Genomic DNA, 21,873 nt, shown 5'->3' with positions numbered 1-21,873 from the left:
GGATACTGGCAAGTGCGCTTCTTCGACGTGCCGATCGGCATCATCGACCAGCAAACACGCAGGCTGCGGCGCTGCGCTAGCGCAGCGCCGCAGCCGACCAAATCATGAACGAGTGTTACCCATCGATCCGGTCTGTTTTGTTACCCATCCATCCGCTGGACAGCGAAGCGCCGGATGAGGGGTCTCGTTCCGCGGAGAGGCTTTTGACGAGGAGGCAACCCCTCACCCAAGTGAGTTTGCGGCTTCTCCCTCGGAGCCCTCTCCCGCAAGGGGAGAGGGCACTTCGACGCGCATCGCGTAACTGCTTACTCCGCGCTGCTCACTAGCTTGATCCGCGGCGCCTTTTCCTCGGCGAGGCTGCGATACGCCGCGAGATAATCCAGTGCCATTCGCCGCGCGGTGAAGCGTTTCTCGAATTGCTTGCGGATCGCGGCGCGGTCCAATTGCGGAAGGCGTTTGACGACGCCGGCCGCGCTGAGGATGTCCTCCACCACGAAGCCGGTGAGCCCTTCATCGATAATCTCCGGCACCGAGCCGCGGTTGAAGGCGACCACCGGCGTGCCGCAGGCCATGGCTTCGATCATCACCAGGCCGAACGGCTCCGGCCAGTCGATCGGCAGCAGGAGGCCGAGCGCGCCGCTGAGGAAATCGGACTTCTCGTGATCGCCGATCTCGCCGATGAAATCCACCAGCGGATTGTTCGTGATCATCGGCTTGATCAGCTCGTCGTAATAATCCTGATCGGCGCGATCGACCTTGGCCGCGATCTTCAGCGGGATGCCGCAATGCATGGCGATCTTGATGGCGCGGTCGACGCCTTTCTCGGGCGCGATGCGGCCGAGCACGGCGAGATATTCCTGCTTGGCCGTCTTCGGCGTCAGCAGCTTTTCCGGCAGGCCGTGATGAATCGTCGTCACCCAGTTCGCCTGCGGCACCGGACGCCGCTGCGCGTTCGAGATCGAGATCACGGGCATTTTTGAGAAGGTGTTGAACACCGGCTGATGCTCGGGCAGATCGAGCCGGCCGTGCAGCGTGGTCAGGAACGGTGTCGGCTGCCGGTGGAACAGCGACCACGGATAATAGTCGAGATGGAAGTGGAGGAAGTCGAACTCCTCGTCGTCACATTTCTGCCGCACGCGTTCCAGCAGCACCATGTGCAGCGCGTTGGGATCGCGCACGGAACCGTCGAGGCGAAGCGCCCGCGGCCATAATGCGTCCAGCTTCGCCGACGTCTGCGAGTCGCCGCTGGCGAACAGCGTGACATCGTGACCCAAAGCAACCAGCTCTTCCGTCAACCAGTGCACCACCCGCTCGGTGCCGCCATACAGCTTGGGTGGAACAGCCTCCGTCAACGGAGCTACCTGCGCGATGCGCATCTCATCATCTCCTCTGTGCGACCATGGACGTCAAAACCCCCGACCGTGCTCGGCACCGGCATGCCGCGAGGGGAACGTTCTCGCAATTGCGAAGTTCCTTGTAGTGAACGTTACTTCTTCGACACACTTCAGCGTGGCCGCGATGATGCCATCTCCTCTTCTCACATCGTCCGCATCCGCATGTCGTGATGGTTTTGCCCGGGAACCGAGGCGAAGCGGTCGATGTTCAGTCGACAGCTAAGAACAATTTGAATCATCACGACGGGGTCGTAGTCACATGGATCATCTTTCTGGATACGCGCGCAGACCATTTGCCTTTGTCTTGCGCTATCTTCGGATGCGTTTGGCATCGCATCTGGTGATCCTGACCGCTGTCGTTGCCGCCGTTGCCTGCTCCGTGGGCACGCAGTACGGCGTTAAATCTCTTGTCGACAGCCTGTCAGCGGGAACCTCGCATGGCGGTAGCGTATGGCTGGCATTCATTCTGCTCATGTCGCTGATCGCCGCCGACAATTTCTTGTGGCGGATCGCGAGCTGGACCGCGAGCTTCACCTTCGTCCGGGTCACGGGAGACTTGCGGCGTGACATATTTCGACATCTCACAGGACACGCGCCGAGCTACTTCTCCGACCGCATGCCGGGCATGCTGACCAGCCGCATTACCGCCACATCGAACGCCGTGTTCACGGTCGAGAACATGTTCATCTGGAATGTGTTGCCGCCGTGCATCGCCACAGTTGCGGCCATCGCGTTGATTGGAACCGTGAGCCCGTATATGGCGGCGGGCCTGATCGTGATCGCAGGCGGCATGGTGGTGGCGATGTTCCATCTGGCCGCGGCCGGCAAGCCGCTGCATGACGATTTCGCTGACAAGGCGGCCGCCGTCGACGGCGAGATGATCGACGTCATCAGCAACATGCCGCTCGTGCGGGCCTTCTGCGGCATTGGCCACGAGCATGAGCGGTTCGATGCCACGGTAAACCGCGAAGTCAATGCGCGCGGGCGCAGCCTGCGTTATCTGGAAAAGCTGCGGCTTTTCCATGCCGCTGTCACCGTGCTGCTGACAGTCGCGCTGATGGCCTGGGCGGTCACACTCTGGCAGCAGGGCGAGGCGACCACCGGCGACGTCGTGCTGGTCTGTACGCTCGGCATCTCCATTCTCAGCGCGACGCGCGACCTTGCCGTGGCGCTCGTCGACGTCACCCAGCACGTCGCGCGCCTGACCGAGGCGATTGCGACGCTCCTGACCCCGCACGAGCTGCGTGATCATCCCGAGGCCGAGCCGCTGGTGAAGAGCGGTGCGGCGATTGCGTACAACAACGTCACCTTCGGCTATCCTGGTGCTGCGAAGATTTTCGAGCGGTTCAGCCTGCGGCTTCAGCCCGGCCAGCGCGTCGGCCTGGTCGGCCAGTCCGGCGGCGGCAAGTCGACGCTGTTCACCCTGCTCCAGCGCTTCTACGACCCGGACGAGGGCAGCGTGACCGTCGACGGTCAGGACATCGCGATGGTGACGCAGCTGAGCCTGCGCGAGGCGATCTCGGTGGTGCCGCAGGACATTTCCTTGTTCCACCGCTCCATTCGCGAGAACATCCGCTATGGCCGGCCAAACGCGACGGATGACGAGGTTCTGCGCGCTGCGATCGCGGCGCGCTGCGATTTCATCGACGGCCTGCCGGAAGGTCTCGACACCATGGTCGGCGACCGCGGCGTCAAGATGTCAGGCGGCCAGCGTCAGCGCATCGCGATCGCGCGCGCCTTCCTCAAGGACGCGCCGATCCTGCTGCTGGACGAGGCGACCGCCGCGCTCGATAGCGAATCCGAAGAGGCGATCCGTGAGGCGCTGTCGCGCCTGATGCGTGGCCGCACCGTGGTCGCGATCGCGCATCGTCTTGCGACGTTGCGCAATTTCGACCGCGTCATCGTGCTGAAGCACGGCAGGATCATCGAGGACGGCGCGCCCGATCGCCTGATGCAAGGCCAGGGGCCGTACCGTGAGCTGGTGACGCAGGAAATGAGCCGGCTCGCAAAATTCGCCGCGTAAACCCAACAGTCGCGTTCGCGTTGGTTGCGTCTCGAAACAAGCGCAGGGGAGCCGCTCATGGCAGCCGAAGTCGTCACCAAGTTCGTCTCCGTGGCGCGGACCGTGGAGCAAGTCGCGGAGCAGCCGTTCTATATCCCGATGACGGGGCCGTCGGCGCGGCCGCGGCGCTCGCTCAAGCACGACGACACCTTCATCGTGCTCGACAGCCACGGCGACATCGGCGCATCGGCCGGTGGGCCGGACGGCCTGTTTCACCATGACACGCGCTACCTCGCGCGGCTCGAGCTCGTGCTCGACGATGTCCAGCCGCTGCTGCTCGGCTCCAATCTGCGCGACGACAATTCGGCGCTGACTGTCGATCTCACCAACCCCGACATCTACCGTCAGGGCAGCCTTGTGCTGCAAAAGGACCTGCTGCACATCGTGCGCACGATCTTCCTGTGGCGCGGCACCGCCTATCAGCGCATCGGCGTTCAGAATCACGGCGACCGCCGCGCGAGTTTCGAGCTGACGCTGCTGTTCGACAATGATTTCGCCGACCTGTTCGAGGTTCGCGGCGAACGGCGCCCGCGCCGCGGCACCGGCACGAGCAAGCTGCTTGGGCCGACCGACGTGCTGTTTGAATATCGCGGCCTCGACGATGCCGCGCGCACGACGGGCCTGCATTTCGACCCGCGTCCGACGCGGATCTCCGTCAATGCCGCGACCTGGCAACTCGAGCTGGAGCCGCATCAGTCGAAATCGCTGTTCGTGGCGGCGTCCTGCAACCGGCCGATCGCGGAGAAGCCGGCCCGCTTCTTCAGGGGCCTGCTCGCCCATCGCCGCGAGATGCGCCAATCCACGATGGGCGCGGCCAGCATCGAGACCTCCAACAACATTTTTAACGAGGTGCTGTGCCAGGCCATGGCCGACCTCAACATGCTGATGACGGAGACGCCGCAGGGCCGCTATCCCTATGCCGGCATTCCCTGGTACTCGACGACGTTCGGGCGCGACGGGCTGATCACCGCGCTCCAGATGCTGTGGGTCGATCCGCGCGTCGCCAAGGGCGTCCTCAGGCGGCTCGCCCATTTCCAGGCGAGTGCGGTCGATCCGCTCGCCGACGCTGCGCCCGGAAAGATCCTGCACGAGATGCGTGGCGGCGAGATGGCGGCGCTGCGCGAGGTGCCGTTCTCGCAATATTACGGCAGCGTGGATTCCACGGCATTGTTCGTGCTGCTGGCCGGAAGCTATTTCGAACGCACTGGCGACGAAAAAACATTGATCGAGCTATGGCCTGCCATCGAGGCGGCGCTGGCGTGGATCGACGGCCCCGGCGATCCCGATCAGGACGGATTCGTCGAATATCAGCGCGCCACCGAGAAGGGGCTCGCCAACCAGGGCTGGAAGGATTCCTACGACGCGATCTTCCATGCCGACGGCCAGCTTGCGGAAGGCAATATTGCGCTCGCCGAAGTCCAGGGCTACGTCTACGCGGCCAAGCAGCTGGCCGCGCGTTGCGCGCTGCGGCTCGGCAAGCCGGATCGCGCGCGCAAGCTCGAGGCCGAAGCCAAGGCGCTGGCCGAGCGTTTCGAGAAGGCGTTCTGGTGCGAGGAGCTCGGCACCTATGCGCTCGCCCTCGACGGCAGGAAGCGGCCCTGCAAGGTGCGAACCTCGAACGCCGGGCAGGTCCTGTTCAGCGGCATGATCCGCGAGGACCGCGCGCGTCTCGTCGCCGCCGATTTGATGCGGCCGCATTTCTTCTCGGGCTGGGGCATCCGCACCGTCGCGCAAGGCGAGGTGCGCTACAACCCGATGTCGTATCACGACGGCTCGATCTGGCCGCACGACAACGCGCTGATCGCGCTTGGGCTCGCGCGCTACGGCCTCAAACATTCGGTGGCGCATGTCTTCAAGGGGCTGTTCGACGCGGCCACCTATATGGATTTGCGCCGGCTGCCCGAATTGTTCTGCGGCTTCCGCCGCGAGAAGCGGCGCGGCCCGACGCTCTACCCCGTCGCCTGCGCCCCGCAGGCGTGGGCCAGCGCGACGCCATTCACGCTGCTGGAGGCAGCGCTGGGCATCGAGTTCGACGTCGCGCGCGGCGAGATTCGGCTGCGCAATCCGCATCTGCCGGCGTTTTTGAACGAGGTCATCTTGCGCGATCTGCGCCTCGGCGAATCCAGCGTGGATCTGCGCGTCAGCCGCCACGGCGACGACGTGGCGCTGGAAGTGCTGCGCACGCGCGGCCAGATCCAGGTGTCGATCGTGCTGGCGCGCTAGCTGCGCGCAAGGAGGGACCATGCGTACGATCGGAGCGTTGATCCTGAGCTTGGCGACCGTCGTGGGCCTGACGGTCGCCGTATCGCGCGCGGCGGAAGAGCCGCCCGCCGCGGCCCCTACCATGCCCCCAAGCGAAGCGAACGCGCCGGCAACTGTGCAGCCGCCGTCTTCGACCGTGACCGTCACGCCGAAGGATGCCGCGCCGCCGCCGTCGGTGACCATCATCGGTGCGAGCGATGCCCATGGCGTGCTCGGCCGCGATGTGCGTAGCGCCGCCGACGAGGACATGGGCCGCATCGTCGACGTCATCGTCGAACGGACCGGCCACGTGCGGGCCGCCGTGATCGATTTTGGCGGCTTTCTCGGCGTCGGCAGCCGCAAGATCGTGGTGGACTGGAATGCGCTGCGCTTTGGCAAGATTGCCAACAAGAAGGACAGCATCACCCTGGAATTGACCAAGGCGCAGGTCGCGGCCGCGCCGGAATACAAGGAAGACATGCCGATGGTCGTGCTCGGCGCGTCCGGCAGCCTGCAACCGCTGCAAGCGGTACAGTGAGGCGCGGGGAGGGATGGCCGCCGGTGCTGTTGTCGAAGCCGAACCGTGCAGATCGCGAGGGGCGCGTTGAACAGGACAACGTCGCGGCGCTTCCGCCTGCAGGCATGCCGGCGCCGTCGCGGCGGAGCCTGCGCGGCCTCGACTGGTTCATCTTCTTTCTCGCCGACGTGCAGACCGGATTTGGTCCCTTCATCGCAGTTTATCTCACGACGCAGAAATGGACCCAGGTCGAGATCGGGCTGGTGCTGTCGATCGGCGGCATCGTCGCCCTGATCGGCCAGATGCCGGGCGGCGCCATCATCGATGCCGCCAAATCCGAGCGGTTGGTGGCCGGACTTGCGATTGCGACGATCGGCTGCTGCGCACTCGCCTATGCCGCGATGCCGATCTTCCCGGTCGTCGTCGCGGCTGCCACGCTGCATGCGGCGGCCAGCTGCGTGCTGGGGCCGGCGATCGCGGCGATCAGCCTTGGTCTCGTCGGTCCGTTCGCGATCGGCGAGCGGCTCGGCCGCAATGCGCGCTTTGCATCGCTCGGCAATGGCGTTGCCGCCGCGGTGATGGGCACCGCCGGCTATCTGCTGTCGAGCCGCTCGGTATTTCTCGTCACCTTCCTGCTGGCGATCCCGACCCTGATCGCGCTGTCGCGCATTCGCGAGGAGGAGGTGGATATCGCGCGCTGTCACGGCGCGATGCCGCGCGAGGCGGAGGATCGTGGCGATACCAATATCTGGCATTTGATCCGGCAAAAGCCGCTGATCGTCTTTGCGCTGAGCGTCTTGCTGTTGCAAATGGCGAATGCCGCGATGATGCCGCTGATGGCAAGCGCAGTGACGGCGCGATCGAGCCAGTGGGCGACCGTGCTCGTCGCCTTCTGCATCGTCGTGCCGCAGGCGATCGTGGCATTGCTATCCCCTTCAGTCGGGCGCAAGGCGCAGCTCTGGGGCCGGCGTCCGCTGCTTCTGATCGGATTTGGCGCGCTGACGATTCGCGGCCTGTTGTTCGCAACCGTGCGCGATCCTTATCTGCTGGTGCTGGTGCAGGTGTTCGACGGTTTTACGGCCGCGGTATTCGCAGTGATGATCCCGCTGATCGTGGCCGACGTCGCCTTCGGCAGTGGGCACTTCAATCTGGCGCAGGGCATTGTCGGCACGGCGACCGGCATCGGCGCGTCTCTCAGCACCGCGCTCGGCGGCTATGTCAGCGACAAGTTCGGCAATGCCACCGCCTTCTTCGGGCTGGCGAGCATTGCTGCGACGGGGTTTCTTCTGATTTTGCTGGTGATGCCGGAGACGCGGCGCACCGGCATGACCGTCACAAAAGAAATGGCCGGCTGAACGAATTCAGCCGGCCATAAAGCGGGGGAGAACGAAAGATCAGGCGTCGAGATTGTGCAGGCGCGCCCGGTTGCGCAGCACGATCTGGCGGGCGCCGGAGAAACCCAGGATGCCCTGGGCATGAAGCTGGGACAGCGCGCGCGACACGGTCTCGAGCGTGAGGCCGAGATAGTCGCCGATGTCGCGGCGGCACATCGGCAGCGCCATCATGCCGGCGACGGCGAGGCGGCGGTCCATTTCGAGCAGGAAGGTCGCAACACGCTCCATCGCGGTCTTGCGGCCCAAGAGCAGCATGTGGTCTTCGGCGTGGCGCAGCTCGCCAGCCGTCATCGCCCAGAGCTTGCGGGCGACCAGCACGTCGGTGCCGGCGGCCTTCTCAAGGCTGCTGCGCTTCACGAGGCGCACATTGGTGTCGATGATGGCTTCGGCGGCGAGGCGGTGGGTCGGGCCGGACTCGAGGCCGAACACGTCGCCAGAAAGATGGAAGGCGCCGATCTGGCGGCGGCCGTCGGAGAGAAGCTTGTAGCTGCGCACTGCGCCTGTCACGACCTGGTAGACATATTCGGCGGGCTCGTCCTCGCCGTAGATCTCTTCTTCCTTGCGGTAGGAGAACTCGGTGGCGACGAGACCGACATGGCCTGTGATCGCGCCGAACTGGTCGGAGACGGGATGGGCGGGAGCGATCTTGCCACGAACTTGCGTGTTGATCGCCTGGGTGTTGAGTGTCTCGGTCAGCATCTGCGCCATCTCCGTTGTGATGACGCATTGGTACGCGGTATCGGGTGCTTCGAAAATTTCGCGAGATATCTTAAGGGGGGCCCCTTACGTAGAATCCCGTAGGTCAGTTTCCGCGCCGATCCCGGATCGCTTGGCGGATGCGTTTGACCAGGTTTTCGTCGAGAAGCGGCTTCAAAATCACGTCTTTGACGCCCGCGGCCGCCGCCCGGGCCGAGATTTTCCCATCGGGATAGCCGGTGATCAGGATCACCGGCGTATCGCCGATCGATTGGCGCAGGCGGCCGGCGAGCTCGATGCCGTTGATGTCGGGCATCTTGTAGTCGATCACGTAGCAGTCCGCGGCCGCGCCGCTGGCGCTGAGCAGCGCCGTGCCGCTCCTGAAGGTTCGCACGGCAAAGCCGTCTGTTTCCAGCAGGAACCGCAGGGATACGAGCACCGCGTTGTCGTCGTCGACCACATAGACGGTAGGCTGTGCGGAAGGCGACATCGGCAACCGCTCACGATGGGAGCTGATCTCAGTCATGCCGACTGGTTAGCGCATCGCGAGGGAGGGGGCCTTGACTTGCCTCAATCGTTGAGCATGCCGGCCCGCATCGCAAGCCGTACCAGTTCCGACAGGCTGTTGGCCTGCATCTTGGTCATCACATTGGCCCGGTAAACCTCGATGGTGCGCGGGCTGATGTCGTACTCGCGGGCGATCAGCTTGTTGGAGAGTCCGGCAATCAGCCCCTCCATCACCTGGCGCTCGCGCGGGCTCAAGGAGGCGACGCGCGCGGCGAGGTCCTGCGCGACGGCGTCGTTCCTGGCCGCCGGCTCGGACTGGCGGATTGCGGACTCGATCATGGCGGTGAGGCGGTCGTCCTCGAACGGCTTTTCGAGGAAGTCGACGGCGCCGAGCTTCATGGCTTCCACCGCGAGCGGAACATCGCCGTGGCCGGTCATGATCAGGATCGGAAACGGGCTCTGCTGCGCCTTCATCAGCTTCAGAAGCTCGATTCCGTCGATGCCGGGCATGCGCACGTCCGAGACGACGCAACCGAAAGCGAGGCCGGGAAGGGCGTCGAGGAAGCGTTGCGCGTCATCGAACAGGGTAACGCTATAGCCTGAGGAATCCAGCAGAAAGTTCAGCGAATCCCGCATCGCATCGTCGTCGTCGATGACGTAGATGATTCCCTTGGTGGTCATGGATCAGCTCTCGTCGGCTGCAGGCAGGGTGAAGCGGAAGGTCGCGCCGCCGGATGCGTTGCTCTCGGCCCACATGCGTCCGCCGTGAGCCTCGATGATCGAGCGGCTGATCGACAGTCCCACGCCCATGCCGGTGTCCTTGGTGGTGAAGAAGGTCTGAAACAGATTCGGAATGACGTCGTCCTGAAAGCCGGAGCCGGTGTCACAGACCTCGATCTCGATCATGTCGTCGGTGAGGCGGGTGTTGGTGACGACGAGCTCGCGCTGCGGCGACTGCGCCATCGCCTCGAGCGCGTTGCGGAACAGATTGACCAGCACCTGCTGGATCTGGACCCGGTCCGCGAGCACGAGATCGGCGTTCGGGTCGAGATTGAAGCGAAGCTGGACGTTTTGTTCACGAGCGCCGGCAAGCCCGAGTGCGCCGGCCTCTTCGATCAGCTTGGAGAGGCTCTCGACCCGCTTTTCGGACTCACCGCGCGCGACGAAATCGCGAAGACGCCGAATGATCTGGCCCGCGCGCACGGCCTGCTCTGCGGCGCGATCCAGCGCGCTCTCGATCTTCGTCACGTTCGGATCGGCGCTGCCGGCGAGCAGCCGCCGCGATCCCTTCATGTAGTTGCTGATCGCGGCAAGCGGCTGGTTCAGCTCATGCGCCAGCGCCGACGCCATCTCTCCCATCGCGCTCAGTCGCGAGACGTGGACGAGCTCGGACTGCAATTCCTGGAGCCGCGCCTGGGTCTGCTGGTGTTCGGTAAGGTCGCGGACGAAACCGGTGAAATAAGGCTCGCCGCCGGATTGCATCTCGCCGATCGACAGGTGCATCGGAAACGTCGTGCCGTCACGCCGCTTGCCGGTGACGATGCGGCCGATGCCGATGATGTGCGGATCGTGCGTCGTTAGATAACGCGCAAGGTAGCCGTCGTGGCGGCCGCGATCGGGCTCCGGCATCAGGATCCTGACGTTCTGGCCGATCGCCTCGTGCTCGGACCAGCCGAACAGGCGCTCGGCGGCCGTGCTGAAGAACTGCATGATGCCGTGGCCGTTGATGACGATCATGGCATCGGGAATGGTCTGAAGGATGGAGCGGAGGTGGCTCTCGCGGGTGCGCAGGGCTTCCTCGACCTGCTTCTCCTCGTCGATATCGAGGAAGATGCCGCTGAGATGACCGGCAGTGCCGGCTTCGTCGCGAATGAGTCCCGCCCGGGCGCGAATCCACTGCCTCCAGCCGGAAGCGTTGGAGACTCTAAAGGATACGTCGAAGCCGCCACCGCGCTCGGAGACGCGCTTGATCGCGTTCTCCACGCGTTCGCGATCGGTGGGCTCGAGGCGTGACAGGAAGAGGTCGTAGCTGGCCGGCTGGTCGTGCTCGATGCCAAGCAGGCTCCTGGCCGTATCCGACCAGTCCAACGCGCGCGTCGTGAGGTCGAGATCCCAGGTGCCGACGCCGAACCCTTCGATTCGAACCCGGAAATGCTCACCCCGACCGTCGTCTGGCGGCTGCGTTACGCGGGTCGGCGCCAAGCGATTGCTCCCATCTCAGGCGGTGGTCCGGATGCCGTTACCGCTGCGGCAATGTCGCCCAAGGCCGGGCCAGAGGCAAGTTCCGATATCTGATTCCATTGACGGATTTCTCCCGCTCGCGGACCCTTCGTCGGTTTGATCTATCTCATCCTGCCGAACGGCAGGGGCCTTACATTCGATGAAAGCTCAGTTCACTGGAGACCCCCGATGACATACGCGACCGTGATGGTCTGCCTGGCGCTCGATCAATCCAACGAGGCGCGTCTTCAGGTCGCGGGCGAACTCGCCGAACGATTCGAGGCCGACATCGTCGGGGTCGCCGCAGCGCAGTTCGCGCCGCCGCTCTATTTCACCGATGGCGCCGCGGCGCAGCGCCTGATTGATCAGGAGGAGGCCTCCGTCAAGCGGCGGCTGGCCGATCTGGAGGCGCAATTCCGCGCGGCCACGAGGAATCGCGGCGGGCGCGCGGAGTGGCGCAGCGCGATGGATTTTCCGGCGCGATTCGTGCTGGCTCAGGCGCGCTGCGCCGATATCGTCGTCAGCGGCGGGCAGAGCCCGGCCTTCTCCGACGCATTCGCGCTCGCGAGCCCCAAGGATCTGGTGATGCAGGCCGGGCGGCCGCTTCTGGTCGTGCCTGATCACGTCAACCGGCTCGACCTGCGCAGCATAATGGTTGCGTGGAAGGATACGCCGGAGGCGCGGCGCGCGGTGGCGGACGCGCTGCCGATGCTGCGCAAGGCGAGGGACGTCGCAATCGTCGAGATACCCGAGCATGGCGACGATCGCTCGGCCGCGATGGAGCGCGTCGCGGACGTTGCCGCATGGCTCGCCCGCAACGGCGTCATTGCCACCGCCCGCGTCCCGGAAGCCGCGGCGAACGAACCCGCGGCGATACAGCTGGAGCGGATTGCCGGTGACGTCGGCGCCGGCCTGATCGTTGCCGGAGCGTACGGTCATTCGCGCTTTCGCGAGCTGATCCTCGGCGGCGTCACCGAATATCTGGTGACCCAATCCGCCCGCAGCGTGCTGCTGTCGCACTGACGGCCCGCCAAAAGAGACTCGAGGAGGACGCGCCATGTACAAATTTCTTGAAGAGACCGTCGACGGCTACATGACGCGCAACGTCAAGGCAGTGCAGCGGGACCAGGACCTGCTCGCGCTCAGCGAGATGTTCGAAACCGACGATTTCAACTCCTATCCGGTCGAGGACGACGGGCAGGTGGTTGGCATCGTCACCAAGTTCGACATCCTGAAGTGTTTCGCGTTCACCCCGAGCCAGATGCTGCCGCGCTATCATGACCTGATGAGCCGCAAGATCGGCGACGTCATGACGCCGGAGTTCATCTATGTCAGCCCCGACACGCGGTTGACGCGTGTGCTCCAAATCATGGTCGAGCACCGCATCAGGAGCATCATCGTGCTCGACGGCGCCGAGAAGCTGGTCGGAATCATCGCGCGCGAGGACGTCATCAAGGCGCTCAAGGCGACGGCGCAAGGCTGACGATTCGCCCTTAAGTCCTGCGATTTTGCGCCCGTGGTTTCACGGAGGTGCGCGGTCGACGGGTGCGCGACGTTTGGCACAAGCGACTGATATCGCTCTTTGATCCGCCGCGGCCTCACATTAACAGAAATCCACCTAGCTTGATTTCAATCAATTCCCCGCGAGGGCGAATGTGGTTTCTGGCCTCGTGTTCTTTCGAAAGAGAATCCGCATGAGCCAGCCCTCCATCTCCAAATCCATGACGTCAGGTGAAAGCGGCCTGGCTGTCGTGTTCGCGGTCACCGCCTTCCTCTGCGTGGTCGCCTCGGCCAAGGCGCTCGATGCGCCCTTCGCCTTCCACGCCGCGCTCGGCGCTGCGGCGAGCCTGGCGGCGGTGTTCTGCATCATCAACCGCTATTTCGAGCGTCCGGCGGCGCTGCCGCCGGCGGAGATCAACGGCCGCCCCAACTACAATATGGGCCCGATCAAGTTCTCCTCCGTCATGGCGATGTTCTGGGGCATCGCCGGCTTCCTCGTCGGCCTCATCATCGCCTCGCAACTGGCGTGGCCCGCACTGAACTTCGATCTGCCCTGGACCAGCTTCGGTCGCCTGCGGCCGCTGCACACCTCCGCGGTGATCTTCGCCTTCGGCGGCAACGTGCTGATCGCGACGTCGTTCTACGTGGTGCAGAAGACGTGCCGGGCCCGGCTTGCCGGCGACCTTGCGCCCTGGTTCGTCGTCGTCGGATACAACTTTTTCATCCTGATCGCTGGCACCGGCTATCTGCTCGGCGTCACCCAGTCCAAGGAATATGCCGAGCCGGAATGGTATGCCGATCTCTGGCTCACCATCGTCTGGGTGACCTACCTGCTCGTCTTCCTCGGCACCATCATCAAGCGCAAGGAACCGCACATCTTCGTCGCGAACTGGTTCTATCTCGCCTTCATCGTGACGATTGCGGTCCTGCATCTCGGCAACAACCCGGCGCTTCCCGTGTCGGTGTTCGGCTCGAAGTCCTACGTCGCCTGGGGCGGCATCCAGGACGCGATGTTCCAATGGTGGTACGGCCATAACGCGGTCGGCTTCTTTCTCACCGCCGGCTTCCTCGCCATCATGTACTATTTCATCCCGAAGCGCGCCGAGCGGCCGATCTATTCCTATCGCCTCTCGATCATCCATTTCTGGGCGCTGATCTTCCTCTACATCTGGGCCGGTCCGCACCATCTGCACTACACGGCGCTGCCGGACTGGACGCAGACGCTCGGCATGACCTTCTCGATCATGCTGTGGATGCCCTCTTGGGGCGGCATGATCAACGGCCTGATGACGCTGTCGGGCGCCTGGGACAAGCTGCGCACAGATCCCGTGCTGCGCATGCTGGTGGTTTCCGTCGCCTTCTACGGCATGTCGACCTTCGAAGGCCCGATGATGTCGATCAAGGTGGTCAACTCGCTCAGCCACTACACCGACTGGACCATCGGCCACGTGCACTCCGGCGCGCTCGGCTGGGTCGGCTTCGTCTCCTTCGGCGCGCTCTACTGCCTGGTGCCATGGGCCTGGAACCTCAAGGGGCTCTACAGCCTCAAGCTGGTCAACTGGCACTTCTGGGTCGCGACACTCGGCATCGTTCTCTACATCTCGGCGATGTGGGTGTCCGGCATCCTGCAGGGCCTGATGTGGCGCGCATACACCTCGCTCGGCTTCCTCGAATATTCCTTCATCGAGACCGTCGAGGCGATGCATCCCTTCTACATCATCCGCGCCGCCGGCGGCGCGCTGTTCCTGATCGGCGCGCTGATCATGGCCTACAATCTCTGGATGACCGTTCGCGTCGGCGAACAGGAAGTCCAGATGCCCGTCGCTCTTCAGCCGGCGGAATGAGGAGCCCGACAATGTCGTTCTGGACACGCCACCAAATCTTCGAAAAGAACTCGATCATCCTGATCGTCGGCATCCTGCTGGTGATCGCGATCGGTGGTCTCGTCGAGATCACGCCGCTGTTCTACCTCAAGAGCACGATCGAGGCGGTCGACGGCGTCAGGCCGTACACGCCGCTGGAGCTCGCAGGCCGCAACATCTACGTTCGCGAAGGCTGCTATCTCTGCCATTCGCAGATGATCCGCCCGCTGCGTGACGAGGTCGAGCGCTACGGCCACTTCTCGCTCGCCGCCGAGAGCATGTACGACCACCCGTTCCAGTGGGGCTCGAAGCGCACCGGTCCGGACCTTGCCCGCGTCGGCGCGAAGTATTCCGACGACTGGCACGTCACCCATCTGACCAACCCGCGCGCGATCGTGCCGCAATCGGTGATGCCCGGATATCCCTTCCTGGCGCAAACGGAAGTCGATCCGGACACGATCGCCGACCACATGCGCACGCTGCGGACTGTCGGCGTGCCCTACACCGACGACCAGATCGCCAACGCCGGTGCCGACATGAAGGCGCAGGCCGATCCCGATAATGCCGGCTCCGATGCCTTCACCAAGCGCTACGCCAAGGCCGTCGTGCGCAATTTCGATGGCAAGACCGGTACGCCGACCGAGATGGACGCGCTGATCGCGTATTTGCAGATGCTCGGCACGCTGGTCGACTTCAAGATCTACAACGAGAAAGCCAATCTTCGCTGAGAAGGCATCACCGATGAAAGCCATCCTGACACTCGACAATCTTGCGTCCGCTCTCGTCACCACAATCTGGACGCCGGTCTTCATCGCGATCTTTGTCGCGATCATCACCTACGCATTTTGGCCCCGCAACAAGGCCGCGTTCGACGAAGCAGCACACCTGCCGTTGCGGGAGGAGTAAGAGATCATGACCGATCATCATAGCGACATCGATGCCGTCACCGGCAGGTCCACGACCGGGCATGAGTGGGACGGCATCAAGGAGCTCAACACGCCGTTGCCGCGCTGGTGGGTGATTACGTTCTACCTCACCATCGTCTGGGCGATCGGCTACTGGATCGTCTATCCGGCCTGGCCGCTGATCTCGAGCAATACGACCGGGCTGCTCGGCTACTCGACGCGCGCCAGCCTCGCGGTGGAGCTCGCCAATCTCGATTCTGTCCGCGGCGAGAAGATGGTGGCGTTGGCGGCGGCGCCGCTCGCCGACATCGAGAAGGATCCGGCGTTGCTGGCGCTGGCGCGCGCCAAGGGCAAGACCGTGTTCGGCGACAATTGCGCACCGTGCCACGGCTCCGGCGGTGCAGGGGCCAAGGGGTTTCCAAACCTGAACGACGACGACTGGCTGTGGGGCGGCACGCTCGACCAGATCATGCAGACCATCCAGTTCGGCGCCCGCTCGGGCCACGCCAAGGCGCATGAGGGCCAGATGCTGGCCTTCGGCAAGGACGGCGTGCTGAAGGCGGACGAGATCGTCACGGTCGCCAATTATGTCCGCGCATTGTCGGGCCTTTCGACCCGCAAGGGCTATGACGCCGCCAAGGGCGAGAAGATATTCACTGAAAACTGCGTCGCCTGCCATGGCGACGGCGGCAAGGGCAATCCGGAGATGGGCGCGCCCAACCTGACCGACAAGATCTGGCTCTACGGCTCGGACGAGGCGACGCTGATCGAGACCATCAGCCAGGGCCGCGCCGGCGTGATGCCGGCCTGGGAAGGGCGGCTCGACCCCGCCACCATCAAGGCGATGGCGGTCTATGTCCACTCGCTGGGCGGCGGCAAGTAGCCGATATCGGGGACGGGCGGGGGTGCACAAAAGTGCCCCCGCTTGAGGTGGATCAACTGACGCGCTCGCGTCGGGTCTAGGTTTAATCGCACCTTCTCGAGAAGTTCTAGAGCGATGAACAAGACCGTGAACCCGAACGAACTCACATCGGACGACGACAACGGGCCGCTCTACGTAGCCCAGAAGAAGGTGTATCCGCAGAGCATCTCCGGCACTTTCCGCCGGATCAAATGGGGCCTGATGGCGCTGTGCCTCGGCGTCTACTACTTCCTGCCCTTCGTGCGCTGGAACCGCGGCCTCGGTGCTCCCAGCCAGGCGGTGCTGATCGACCTTCCCAACAGCCGCTTCTATTTCTTCTTCATCGAGCTGTGGCCGCAGGAGGTCTACTACTTCACCGGCCTGTTGATCGTGGCTGCGATCGCGCTGTTCCTGATGAACTCGGTCGGCGGCCGGATCTGGTGCGGTTATCTCTGCCCGCAGACGGTGTGGACCGATTTGTTCTACGCCGTAGAGCGTTTGGTCGAGGGCGATCGGCGCGAGCGAATGAAGAAGGACAAGTCTTCTGACCCGATGAAGCTCGAGCGCATCTCCGAGATCGTGCTCAAGCATTCGATCTGGCTCCTGATCGCCTGGTGGACCGGCGGCGCCTGGGTGCTCTATTTCAACGATGCGCCGACGCTCGTGAAGGAGCTCGTCACCTTCCAGGCGCCGATGATCGCCTATATCTGGATCGGCATCCTGACTGCCACGACCTATGTGCTCGCCGGCTTCATGCGCGAGCAGGTCTGCACCTATATGTGCCCGTGGCCGCGGATCCAGGCCGCGCTCACTGACGAATGGGCGCTCAACGTCACCTATCGCTACGATCGCGGCGAGAAGCGCACCTCGGTGAAGAAGGCTGCCGAGCTGCGCGCGCAGGGCGAGCATGTCGGCGACTGCGTCGACTGCTATCAATGCGTCGCGGTCTGCCCGACCGGCATCGACATCCGCAACGGGCCGCAGATGGAATGCATCCAGTGCGGGCTCTGCATCGACGCCTGCGACAACGTGATGACCAAGATCGGCCGGCCGAAGCGGCTGATCGGCTATGACAACGACATCAACATCCAGCGCCGCCAGGAAGGCAACGCGCCGGTCTATCGCATCGTCCGGGCCCGCACCGTCGCCTACAGCGCGATCATCGCGGTCATCGGCGGATTCATGATCTATACGCTGGCCACCCGCAGCCTGCTCGACATCAACGTGCTGCACGACCGCAATCCGGTCGCGGTCAAGCTCAGCGACGGCTCGATCCGCAATGCCTATACGGTCCGGCTGCTGAACAAGAGCGGCTATGACCGCGTCGTCGCGATCGACGCGAACGGCCCGGCCAACGCGACGATCCATGTCGTCGGCGTGGACTCCGTGACGCCGGATCGCCCGATGGTCGTGATCCCGCGCGACTCCACCAGCGAGCTGCGTCTGCTCGTGACGGCGCCGGCGGAGAGCAATCCGGAGAAGTCCATCCCCGTCCGCTTCCACGTCACCGATATCGGCCTCGGCGAAGTCGCCGCTGCCACCGACAATTTCGTCGCGCCGTAAGTTCAGGAGACCGCCATGGCAACCAAGCCGCTGACCGGAGCAAAAGTCTTCCTGATGCTGGTCGCCTTCTTCGGCGTCGTGATCGGCGTCAACGTCACCATGGCGAAGCTCGCGATCGCGACGCTGCCCGGCACAGATGTCGATAGTCCCTATGCCGCAGGCCTCACCTATGACCGCGAGATATCCGCGGCGCAGGACCAGGCTGCGCGGAAATGGAAGGTCGGTGCGCATATCGAGCGGCGCGCCGATGGCAATGCCGTGCTTCAGGTCGAGGCGCGCGACGCGGCGGGCCAGCCGGTGACCGGATTGAAATTCGGCGGACGCCTGGAGCGGCCGACCGACAAGCGCGCCGATCTCGCGGTCGAGCTGTCGGAGGCCGGGATCGGCATCTATCGCGGCAATGCCGCCTCCGTTGCGCCGGGGCAATGGGACTTGGTGATCGAGGGCGAGGCGAAGGGCGAGCGCGTATTCATGTCGCGCAACCGCGTGATCCTGAACTGAAGGATCTTGTTATGCACGTCACGCGCGATTTTTCGCACTACGTCCGGGCCGCAGGCACGGGCGTCCAGCATATCGATCTCGCGGTCGAGGGCGTTCACTGCGCCGGCTGCATGGCCAAGATCGAACGCGGATTGTCCGCGATCCCCGACGTCACGCTGGCGCGCGTGAATCTCACCGACCGGCGCGTCGCGCTGGAGTGGAAGGCGGGCACGCTCGACCCGGCCCGTTTCATCGACCGGCTCGCAGAGCTCGGTTACAAGGCCTATCCTTTCGAGACCGAGAGCGCGGAGGTGGCCGAGGTCGCTGAATCCCGTTTCCTGCTGCGTTGCCTCGGTGTCGCGGCGTTCGCCACCATGAACGTGATGATGCTGTCGATCCCTGTGTGGTCAGGCAACGTCTCGGACATGCTGCCCGAGCAGCGCGACTTCTTCCACTGGCTGTCAGCTCTGATCGCGCTGCCCGCGGCGGCCTATGCCGGGCAACCGTTCTTCCGTTCGGCCTGGCGCGCGCTGTCGAACAAGACCACCAACATGGACGTGCCGATCTCGATCGGGGTGTGCCTTGCGCTCGGCATGTCCGTGGTCGAGACCATCAACCACGCCGAGCACGCCTATTTCGACGCGGCGATCATGCTGCTGACCTTCCTGCTGGTCGGCCGTGTCCTCGACCAAAACATGCGGCGGCGAACCCGCGCCGTTGCCGGCAATCTCGCCGCGCTGAAGGCGGAGACCGCGGCCAAGTTCGTCGGGGCCGACGAGATCTCGCAGGTGCCGGTCGCGGCGATCCACCCGGGCGACATCGTGTTGCTGCGGCCCGGCGAGCGCTGCGCGGTCGACGGCACCGTGATCGAGGGCCGTTCCGAGATCGACCAGAGCCTGATTACCGGCGAGACGCTGTATGTCACGGCCGGGCAGGGCACGCCGGTCTATGCGGGGTCGATGAACATCTCCGGCACGCTGCGGGTGAGGGTTTCGGCGGCGTCAGAGGCGACGCTGCTCGCCGAGATCACGCGGCTGCTCGACAACGCGCTGCAGGCGCGCTCGCGCTACATGCGGCTCGCCGACCGCGCCTCGCGGCTCTATGCGCCGGTGGTGCATGCGACCGCGCTCATCACCATTTTGGGCTGGGTCATCGCGGGCGCCGGCTGGCATGATGCGATCGTGACCGGCGTGGCCGTGCTGATCATCACCTGTCCCTGCGCGCTCGGGCTCGCCATTCCGACGGTGCAGACCATCGCCTCGGGCGCGATGTTTAGAAACGGCGTGCTGCTGAATTCCGGTGACGCCATCGAACGGCTGGCGGAAGCCGACCACGTCATCTTCGACAAGACCGGCACGCTGACGCTGCCCGATCTCGAAGTGATCAACGCGGCCGATATCCCTGCCGGCATTTTCGAACTCGCCGGCCGGCTCGCGCTGTCGAGCCATCATCCGGTCGCAGCCGCAGTTGCACAGGCCGCGGGCGCGAAGTCGCCGATCGTCGGCGCGATCGAAGAGGCGGGGCAGGGCGTGCGCGCGAGCGTTGACGGCATCGAGCTTCGCCTGGGCCGTCCGTCCTTCTGCGGCGCCGAAGGCCTTGTCGGGTTGACCGACGATCTTGACCCCGAAGCCTCCATCGTGGCGTTCAGCAAGGGGACTGCGAAATTCATCCTCTCGGTACGTCAGGGCCTGCGTCCGGACGCGCAGGCCGTGATCGCGGCGCTGAAGGCGCGCAACATCGGCATCGAGATCCTCTCCGGCGACCGCGAGCCGGCGGTGATTGCGGCGGCCCATGCGCTCGGCATTCCCGAATGGCGCGCAGGCGTGACACCGGCCGACAAGATCGCGCGGATCGAGGAGCTGAAGCGGCGCGGGGCAAAAGTGCTGATGGTCGGCGACGGCATGAACGATGCGCCTTCGCTTGCGGCGGCCCATGTCTCGATGTCGCCGATCTCGGCCGCGCATCTCAGTCAGGCGACCGCCGATCTCGTTTTCCTCGGCCGGCCCCTGGCCCCGGTCGTCGCTGCCATCGACGCGTCGCGCAAGGCGCTGCGTCTGATGCAGCAGAACCTCTGGCTTGCGATCGGCTACAACGTCCTTGCCGTGCCGGTTGCGATCAGCGGCGTCGTGACGCCCCTAATCGCCGCGGCCGCCATGAGCGGATCCTCGATCCTGGTGATGCTGAATTCGCTGCGCGCACGCAGCCGTTCGCGGGAGACCGTGTGATGGAAATCCTGGTCATCCTGGTGCCGCTGGCGCTGATGCTTGGAGGTGCCGGTCTCGTCGCGTTCTTGTGGTCGCTCCGCAGCGGCCAATATGACGATCTCGAGGGCGCGGCGTGGCGTGCCATCGCCGACGACGAGCCGCCGCAGGAAGCACCGGTCAAGCGCTAGCGCTTCAGGCTGAACGTGAGCAGAGCCGCCGCCGCAAGGGCCACGCCGACACCACCGACGCAGGCGTGCCAGCCGTAGCTGTCGAACAGGCGTCCGAGCACGGCCGTGCCGACGAGCCCGCCGCAGAAGTAACAGGCAAGATAGGTCCCGCTGGCAACGCCGCGATTGTCGGTGGCTGCCTGTCCGACGAAGCCGGTCGCGGCGGCCTGCGCGAAGAAGGTGCCGACGCCGACCAAAACCATGCCGGCGAGCACTTCGCCCAGATGCGGCGCGAGCATCAGCGGCAAGCCTAGCCCGGCGACGGCGAGCGAGCCCCAGATCGTCGGTCGCGTGCCGAGCCGCGTGGCCACCTTGCCGGCCAGCAAGGTCGTGACGACCGACGGCAGAAAGACGAAATAAACGAGACCAAGGTCCATCATGCCCAGCGACAGCGGCGGCCTGACCAGCACGAAATTGACGAACGTAAAGGTGCCGATGAAGGCGAACAGGATGCAGAAGCCGATGCCGAAGGCGGCGCGCAGCCGCGGATTGCGCCAATGCGCAATGGTGGCTTCGAGTGGCGATGTCGTGGGCATCATCGCATGCATCGGCTGCACGCGCTGGATGGTGAAATAGACCAGCACCGCGCCGGCGAGATTAAGAGCGGCGAAGAAATAGAAATTCCAGGCGAGGCCGAGCCCATCGGCCACCGCCGCGGAGACCAGCCGGCCGACGAGGTTGCTCGCGACGTTGCCGGTGATGTAGGCGGCAAAGGCGCCGCCGGAATCCATGGCGCTGCACTGCTCGCCGAGATAGGCAAGCGTGAGTGCGAAGGCGGACGCCATGCACAGACCCTGCGCGACCCGCAAGGCGGTGAAAACAGCGAGATTTGGCGCGGACGCCAGCAGGCTTGTGGGGATGGCCAGAAGCGTGAGACTGAGCAGGATGCCGGTCCGTCGGTTGATGTGCGGGCTGAGGAGGCCGACAACGAGGCCTGCGACGGCCATGCCGAATGTGCTGGCATTGACGGCAAAGCCCATCGCCGCCGGCGTGACGCCATAGTGGCGCGTCAAAGAGGGCAGGATCGCCTGCGTTGCGAAGAGATCGACGACGGTCAGGAATGCGGTGAGTCCGATCAGGAGCGAACGAAGCGCGAGACCCGGGGAGTGCGCATCCATGGTCATTGCGGCCGGCTTGATGGAAGCGGAAAGATCAGTCATGGCGTGCCTGTCCTGTGAGGATGTGGCGCCCGGCATGCCG

The 21,873-nt window shown here is 64.6% G+C and carries 20 protein-coding genes; 14 read left to right on the top strand and 6 right to left on the bottom strand.

The features are described 5' to 3' along the window. Positions 1–305: 305 nt before the first annotated feature. Positions 306–1,376 (bottom strand): glycosyltransferase family 4 protein, encoded by a 1,071-nt coding sequence (locus BMW89_RS08915; protein ID WP_092024623.1) that lies wholly within the window; start codon positions 1,374–1,376, stop codon positions 306–308. A gap of 277 nt (positions 1,377–1,653) precedes the next feature. On the opposite strand from BMW89_RS08915, the gene BMW89_RS08910 reads away from it, so the two are divergent. The 4 genes from BMW89_RS08910 to BMW89_RS08895 are packed head-to-tail and all read left to right on the top strand — an operon-like array spanning position 1,654 to position 7,569. Then, positions 1,654–3,417, top strand: coding sequence for an ABC transporter ATP-binding protein (locus BMW89_RS08910; protein ID WP_092024621.1), 1,764 nt, complete (start codon positions 1,654–1,656; stop codon positions 3,415–3,417). Positions 3,418–3,474: 57 nt separating this feature from the next. Beyond that, complete coding sequence (locus BMW89_RS08905; RefSeq protein ID WP_092024619.1) at positions 3,475–5,679, top strand: amylo-alpha-1,6-glucosidase; 2,205 nt, start codon at positions 3,475–3,477, stop codon at positions 5,677–5,679. A gap of 19 nt (positions 5,680–5,698) precedes the next feature. After that, positions 5,699–6,235 (top strand): PRC-barrel domain-containing protein, encoded by a 537-nt coding sequence (locus BMW89_RS08900; protein WP_177195917.1) that lies wholly within the window; start codon positions 5,699–5,701, stop codon positions 6,233–6,235. 23 nt (positions 6,236–6,258) lie between these two features. Next, complete coding sequence (locus BMW89_RS08895) at positions 6,259–7,569, top strand: MFS transporter (protein WP_177195916.1); 1,311 nt, start codon at positions 6,259–6,261, stop codon at positions 7,567–7,569. Between the two features lie 39 nt (positions 7,570–7,608). Here the strand turns inward: BMW89_RS08895 and BMW89_RS08890 are convergent, their stop codons facing one another. The 4 genes from BMW89_RS08890 to fixL form a co-directional block, all read right to left on the bottom strand. After that, the gene (locus BMW89_RS08890; RefSeq protein WP_177195915.1) at positions 7,609–8,307 is read right to left on the bottom strand and encodes a helix-turn-helix domain-containing protein; all 699 of its coding nucleotides are present in this window, start codon (positions 8,305–8,307) and stop codon (positions 7,609–7,611) included. A 103-nt stretch (positions 8,308–8,410) separates the two neighbouring features. Next, positions 8,411–8,830 (bottom strand): response regulator, encoded by a 420-nt coding sequence (locus BMW89_RS08885; protein ID WP_092024614.1) that lies wholly within the window; start codon positions 8,828–8,830, stop codon positions 8,411–8,413. Between the two features lie 44 nt (positions 8,831–8,874). Beyond that, positions 8,875–9,492, bottom strand: coding sequence for a response regulator FixJ (gene fixJ, locus BMW89_RS08880; protein ID WP_092024613.1), 618 nt, complete (start codon positions 9,490–9,492; stop codon positions 8,875–8,877). A gap of 3 nt (positions 9,493–9,495) precedes the next feature. Beyond that, positions 9,496–11,013 carry a sensor protein FixL gene (gene fixL / locus BMW89_RS08875; RefSeq protein ID WP_092024611.1) on the bottom strand — a complete coding sequence of 506 codons (1,518 nt, stop codon included), beginning with the start codon at positions 11,011–11,013 and terminating at the stop codon, positions 9,496–9,498. A 207-nt stretch (positions 11,014–11,220) separates the two neighbouring features. Between fixL and BMW89_RS08870 the strand changes: the two genes are divergently transcribed. The 10 genes from BMW89_RS08870 (at position 11,221) to ccoS (ending at position 20,634) form a co-directional block, all read left to right on the top strand. Beyond that, positions 11,221–12,054: a universal stress protein gene (locus BMW89_RS08870; protein ID WP_092024609.1), complete on the top strand. Its 834-nt coding sequence runs from the start codon at positions 11,221–11,223 to the stop codon at positions 12,052–12,054. A 34-nt stretch (positions 12,055–12,088) separates the two neighbouring features. Next, positions 12,089–12,514 (top strand): CBS domain-containing protein, encoded by a 426-nt coding sequence (locus tag BMW89_RS08865; RefSeq protein ID WP_092024607.1) that lies wholly within the window; start codon positions 12,089–12,091, stop codon positions 12,512–12,514. Positions 12,515–12,725: 211 nt separating this feature from the next. Then, entirely contained in the window at positions 12,726–14,375 is a 1,650-nt protein-coding gene (gene ccoN / locus BMW89_RS08860; RefSeq protein WP_092024605.1) for a cytochrome-c oxidase, cbb3-type subunit I, read from the top strand. Between the two features lie 11 nt (positions 14,376–14,386). After that, on the top strand, positions 14,387–15,121 hold the full coding sequence (gene ccoO / locus BMW89_RS08855) for a cytochrome-c oxidase, cbb3-type subunit II (RefSeq protein WP_092024603.1): 735 nt from the start codon (positions 14,387–14,389) through the stop codon (positions 15,119–15,121). Between the two features lie 13 nt (positions 15,122–15,134). Further along, entirely contained in the window at positions 15,135–15,299 is a 165-nt protein-coding gene (locus tag BMW89_RS08850) for a cbb3-type cytochrome oxidase subunit 3 (protein ID WP_092024601.1), read from the top strand. Between the two features lie 6 nt (positions 15,300–15,305). After that, positions 15,306–16,181, top strand: a complete 876-nt coding sequence (gene ccoP, locus BMW89_RS08845) for a cytochrome-c oxidase, cbb3-type subunit III (protein ID WP_092024599.1) — start codon at positions 15,306–15,308, stop codon at positions 16,179–16,181. 114 nt (positions 16,182–16,295) lie between these two features. Then, positions 16,296–17,762 (top strand): cytochrome c oxidase accessory protein CcoG, encoded by a 1,467-nt coding sequence (gene ccoG, locus BMW89_RS08840; RefSeq protein WP_092024597.1) that lies wholly within the window; start codon positions 16,296–16,298, stop codon positions 17,760–17,762. A 15-nt stretch (positions 17,763–17,777) separates the two neighbouring features. Next, positions 17,778–18,263 carry a FixH family protein gene (locus BMW89_RS08835; protein ID WP_092024595.1) on the top strand — a complete coding sequence of 162 codons (486 nt, stop codon included), beginning with the start codon at positions 17,778–17,780 and terminating at the stop codon, positions 18,261–18,263. An 11-nt stretch (positions 18,264–18,274) separates the two neighbouring features. Further along, a complete protein-coding gene (locus tag BMW89_RS08830; protein WP_092024592.1) occupies positions 18,275–20,467 on the top strand; it encodes a cation-translocating P-type ATPase in 2,193 nt (730 codons plus the stop codon). Beyond that, complete coding sequence (ccoS, locus tag BMW89_RS08825; protein ID WP_092024590.1) at positions 20,467–20,634, top strand: cbb3-type cytochrome oxidase assembly protein CcoS; 168 nt, start codon at positions 20,467–20,469, stop codon at positions 20,632–20,634. The genes BMW89_RS08830 and ccoS overlap by 1 nt, the downstream gene beginning before the upstream one ends. Here ccoS and BMW89_RS08820 read toward each other — a convergent pair. Continuing rightward, positions 20,631–21,833, bottom strand: a complete 1,203-nt coding sequence (locus tag BMW89_RS08820; protein WP_092024740.1) for an MFS transporter — start codon at positions 21,831–21,833, stop codon at positions 20,631–20,633. The two genes, ccoS and BMW89_RS08820, sit on opposite strands and share 4 nt — an antisense overlap. Positions 21,834–21,873: the final 40 nt, after the last annotated feature.

Origin of the sequence: Bradyrhizobium sp. OK095, assembly GCF_900109945.1 — a bacterium.
GTDB lineage: Bacteria > Pseudomonadota > Alphaproteobacteria > Rhizobiales > Xanthobacteraceae > Bradyrhizobium.
Note: the sequence above shows the minus strand (reverse complement) of the source record. Positions and strands in the feature narration are given on the sequence as shown.

Bases quoted from the DNA above. Each gene is read 5' to 3' on its own strand.
- BMW89_RS08915 (WP_092024623.1), bottom strand. From the start codon at position 1,376: ATGCGCATCGCGCAGGTAGCTCCGTTGACGGAGGCTGTTCCACCCAAG.
- BMW89_RS08910 (WP_092024621.1), top strand. From the start codon at position 1,654: ATGGATCATCTTTCTGGATACGCGCGCAGACCATTTGCCTTTGTCTTG.
- BMW89_RS08905 (WP_092024619.1), top strand. From the start codon at position 3,475: ATGGCAGCCGAAGTCGTCACCAAGTTCGTCTCCGTGGCGCGGACCGTG.
- BMW89_RS08900 (WP_177195917.1), top strand. From the start codon at position 5,699: ATGCGTACGATCGGAGCGTTGATCCTGAGCTTGGCGACCGTCGTGGGC.
- BMW89_RS08890 (WP_177195915.1), bottom strand. From the start codon at position 8,307: ATGCTGACCGAGACACTCAACACCCAGGCGATCAACACGCAAGTTCGT.
- BMW89_RS08885 (WP_092024614.1), bottom strand. From the start codon at position 8,830: ATGACTGAGATCAGCTCCCATCGTGAGCGGTTGCCGATGTCGCCTTCC.
- fixJ (WP_092024613.1), bottom strand. From the start codon at position 9,492: ATGACCACCAAGGGAATCATCTACGTCATCGACGACGACGATGCGATG.
- BMW89_RS08870 (WP_092024609.1), top strand. From the start codon at position 11,221: ATGACATACGCGACCGTGATGGTCTGCCTGGCGCTCGATCAATCCAAC.
- BMW89_RS08865 (WP_092024607.1), top strand. From the start codon at position 12,089: ATGTACAAATTTCTTGAAGAGACCGTCGACGGCTACATGACGCGCAAC.
- ccoN (WP_092024605.1), top strand. From the start codon at position 12,726: ATGAGCCAGCCCTCCATCTCCAAATCCATGACGTCAGGTGAAAGCGGC.
- ccoO (WP_092024603.1), top strand. From the start codon at position 14,387: ATGTCGTTCTGGACACGCCACCAAATCTTCGAAAAGAACTCGATCATC.
- BMW89_RS08850 (WP_092024601.1), top strand. From the start codon at position 15,135: ATGAAAGCCATCCTGACACTCGACAATCTTGCGTCCGCTCTCGTCACC.
- ccoP (WP_092024599.1), top strand. From the start codon at position 15,306: ATGACCGATCATCATAGCGACATCGATGCCGTCACCGGCAGGTCCACG.
- ccoG (WP_092024597.1), top strand. From the start codon at position 16,296: ATGAACAAGACCGTGAACCCGAACGAACTCACATCGGACGACGACAAC.
- BMW89_RS08835 (WP_092024595.1), top strand. From the start codon at position 17,778: ATGGCAACCAAGCCGCTGACCGGAGCAAAAGTCTTCCTGATGCTGGTC.
- BMW89_RS08830 (WP_092024592.1), top strand. From the start codon at position 18,275: ATGCACGTCACGCGCGATTTTTCGCACTACGTCCGGGCCGCAGGCACG.
- ccoS (WP_092024590.1), top strand. From the start codon at position 20,467: ATGGAAATCCTGGTCATCCTGGTGCCGCTGGCGCTGATGCTTGGAGGT.
- BMW89_RS08820 (WP_092024740.1), bottom strand. From the start codon at position 21,833: ATGACTGATCTTTCCGCTTCCATCAAGCCGGCCGCAATGACCATGGAT.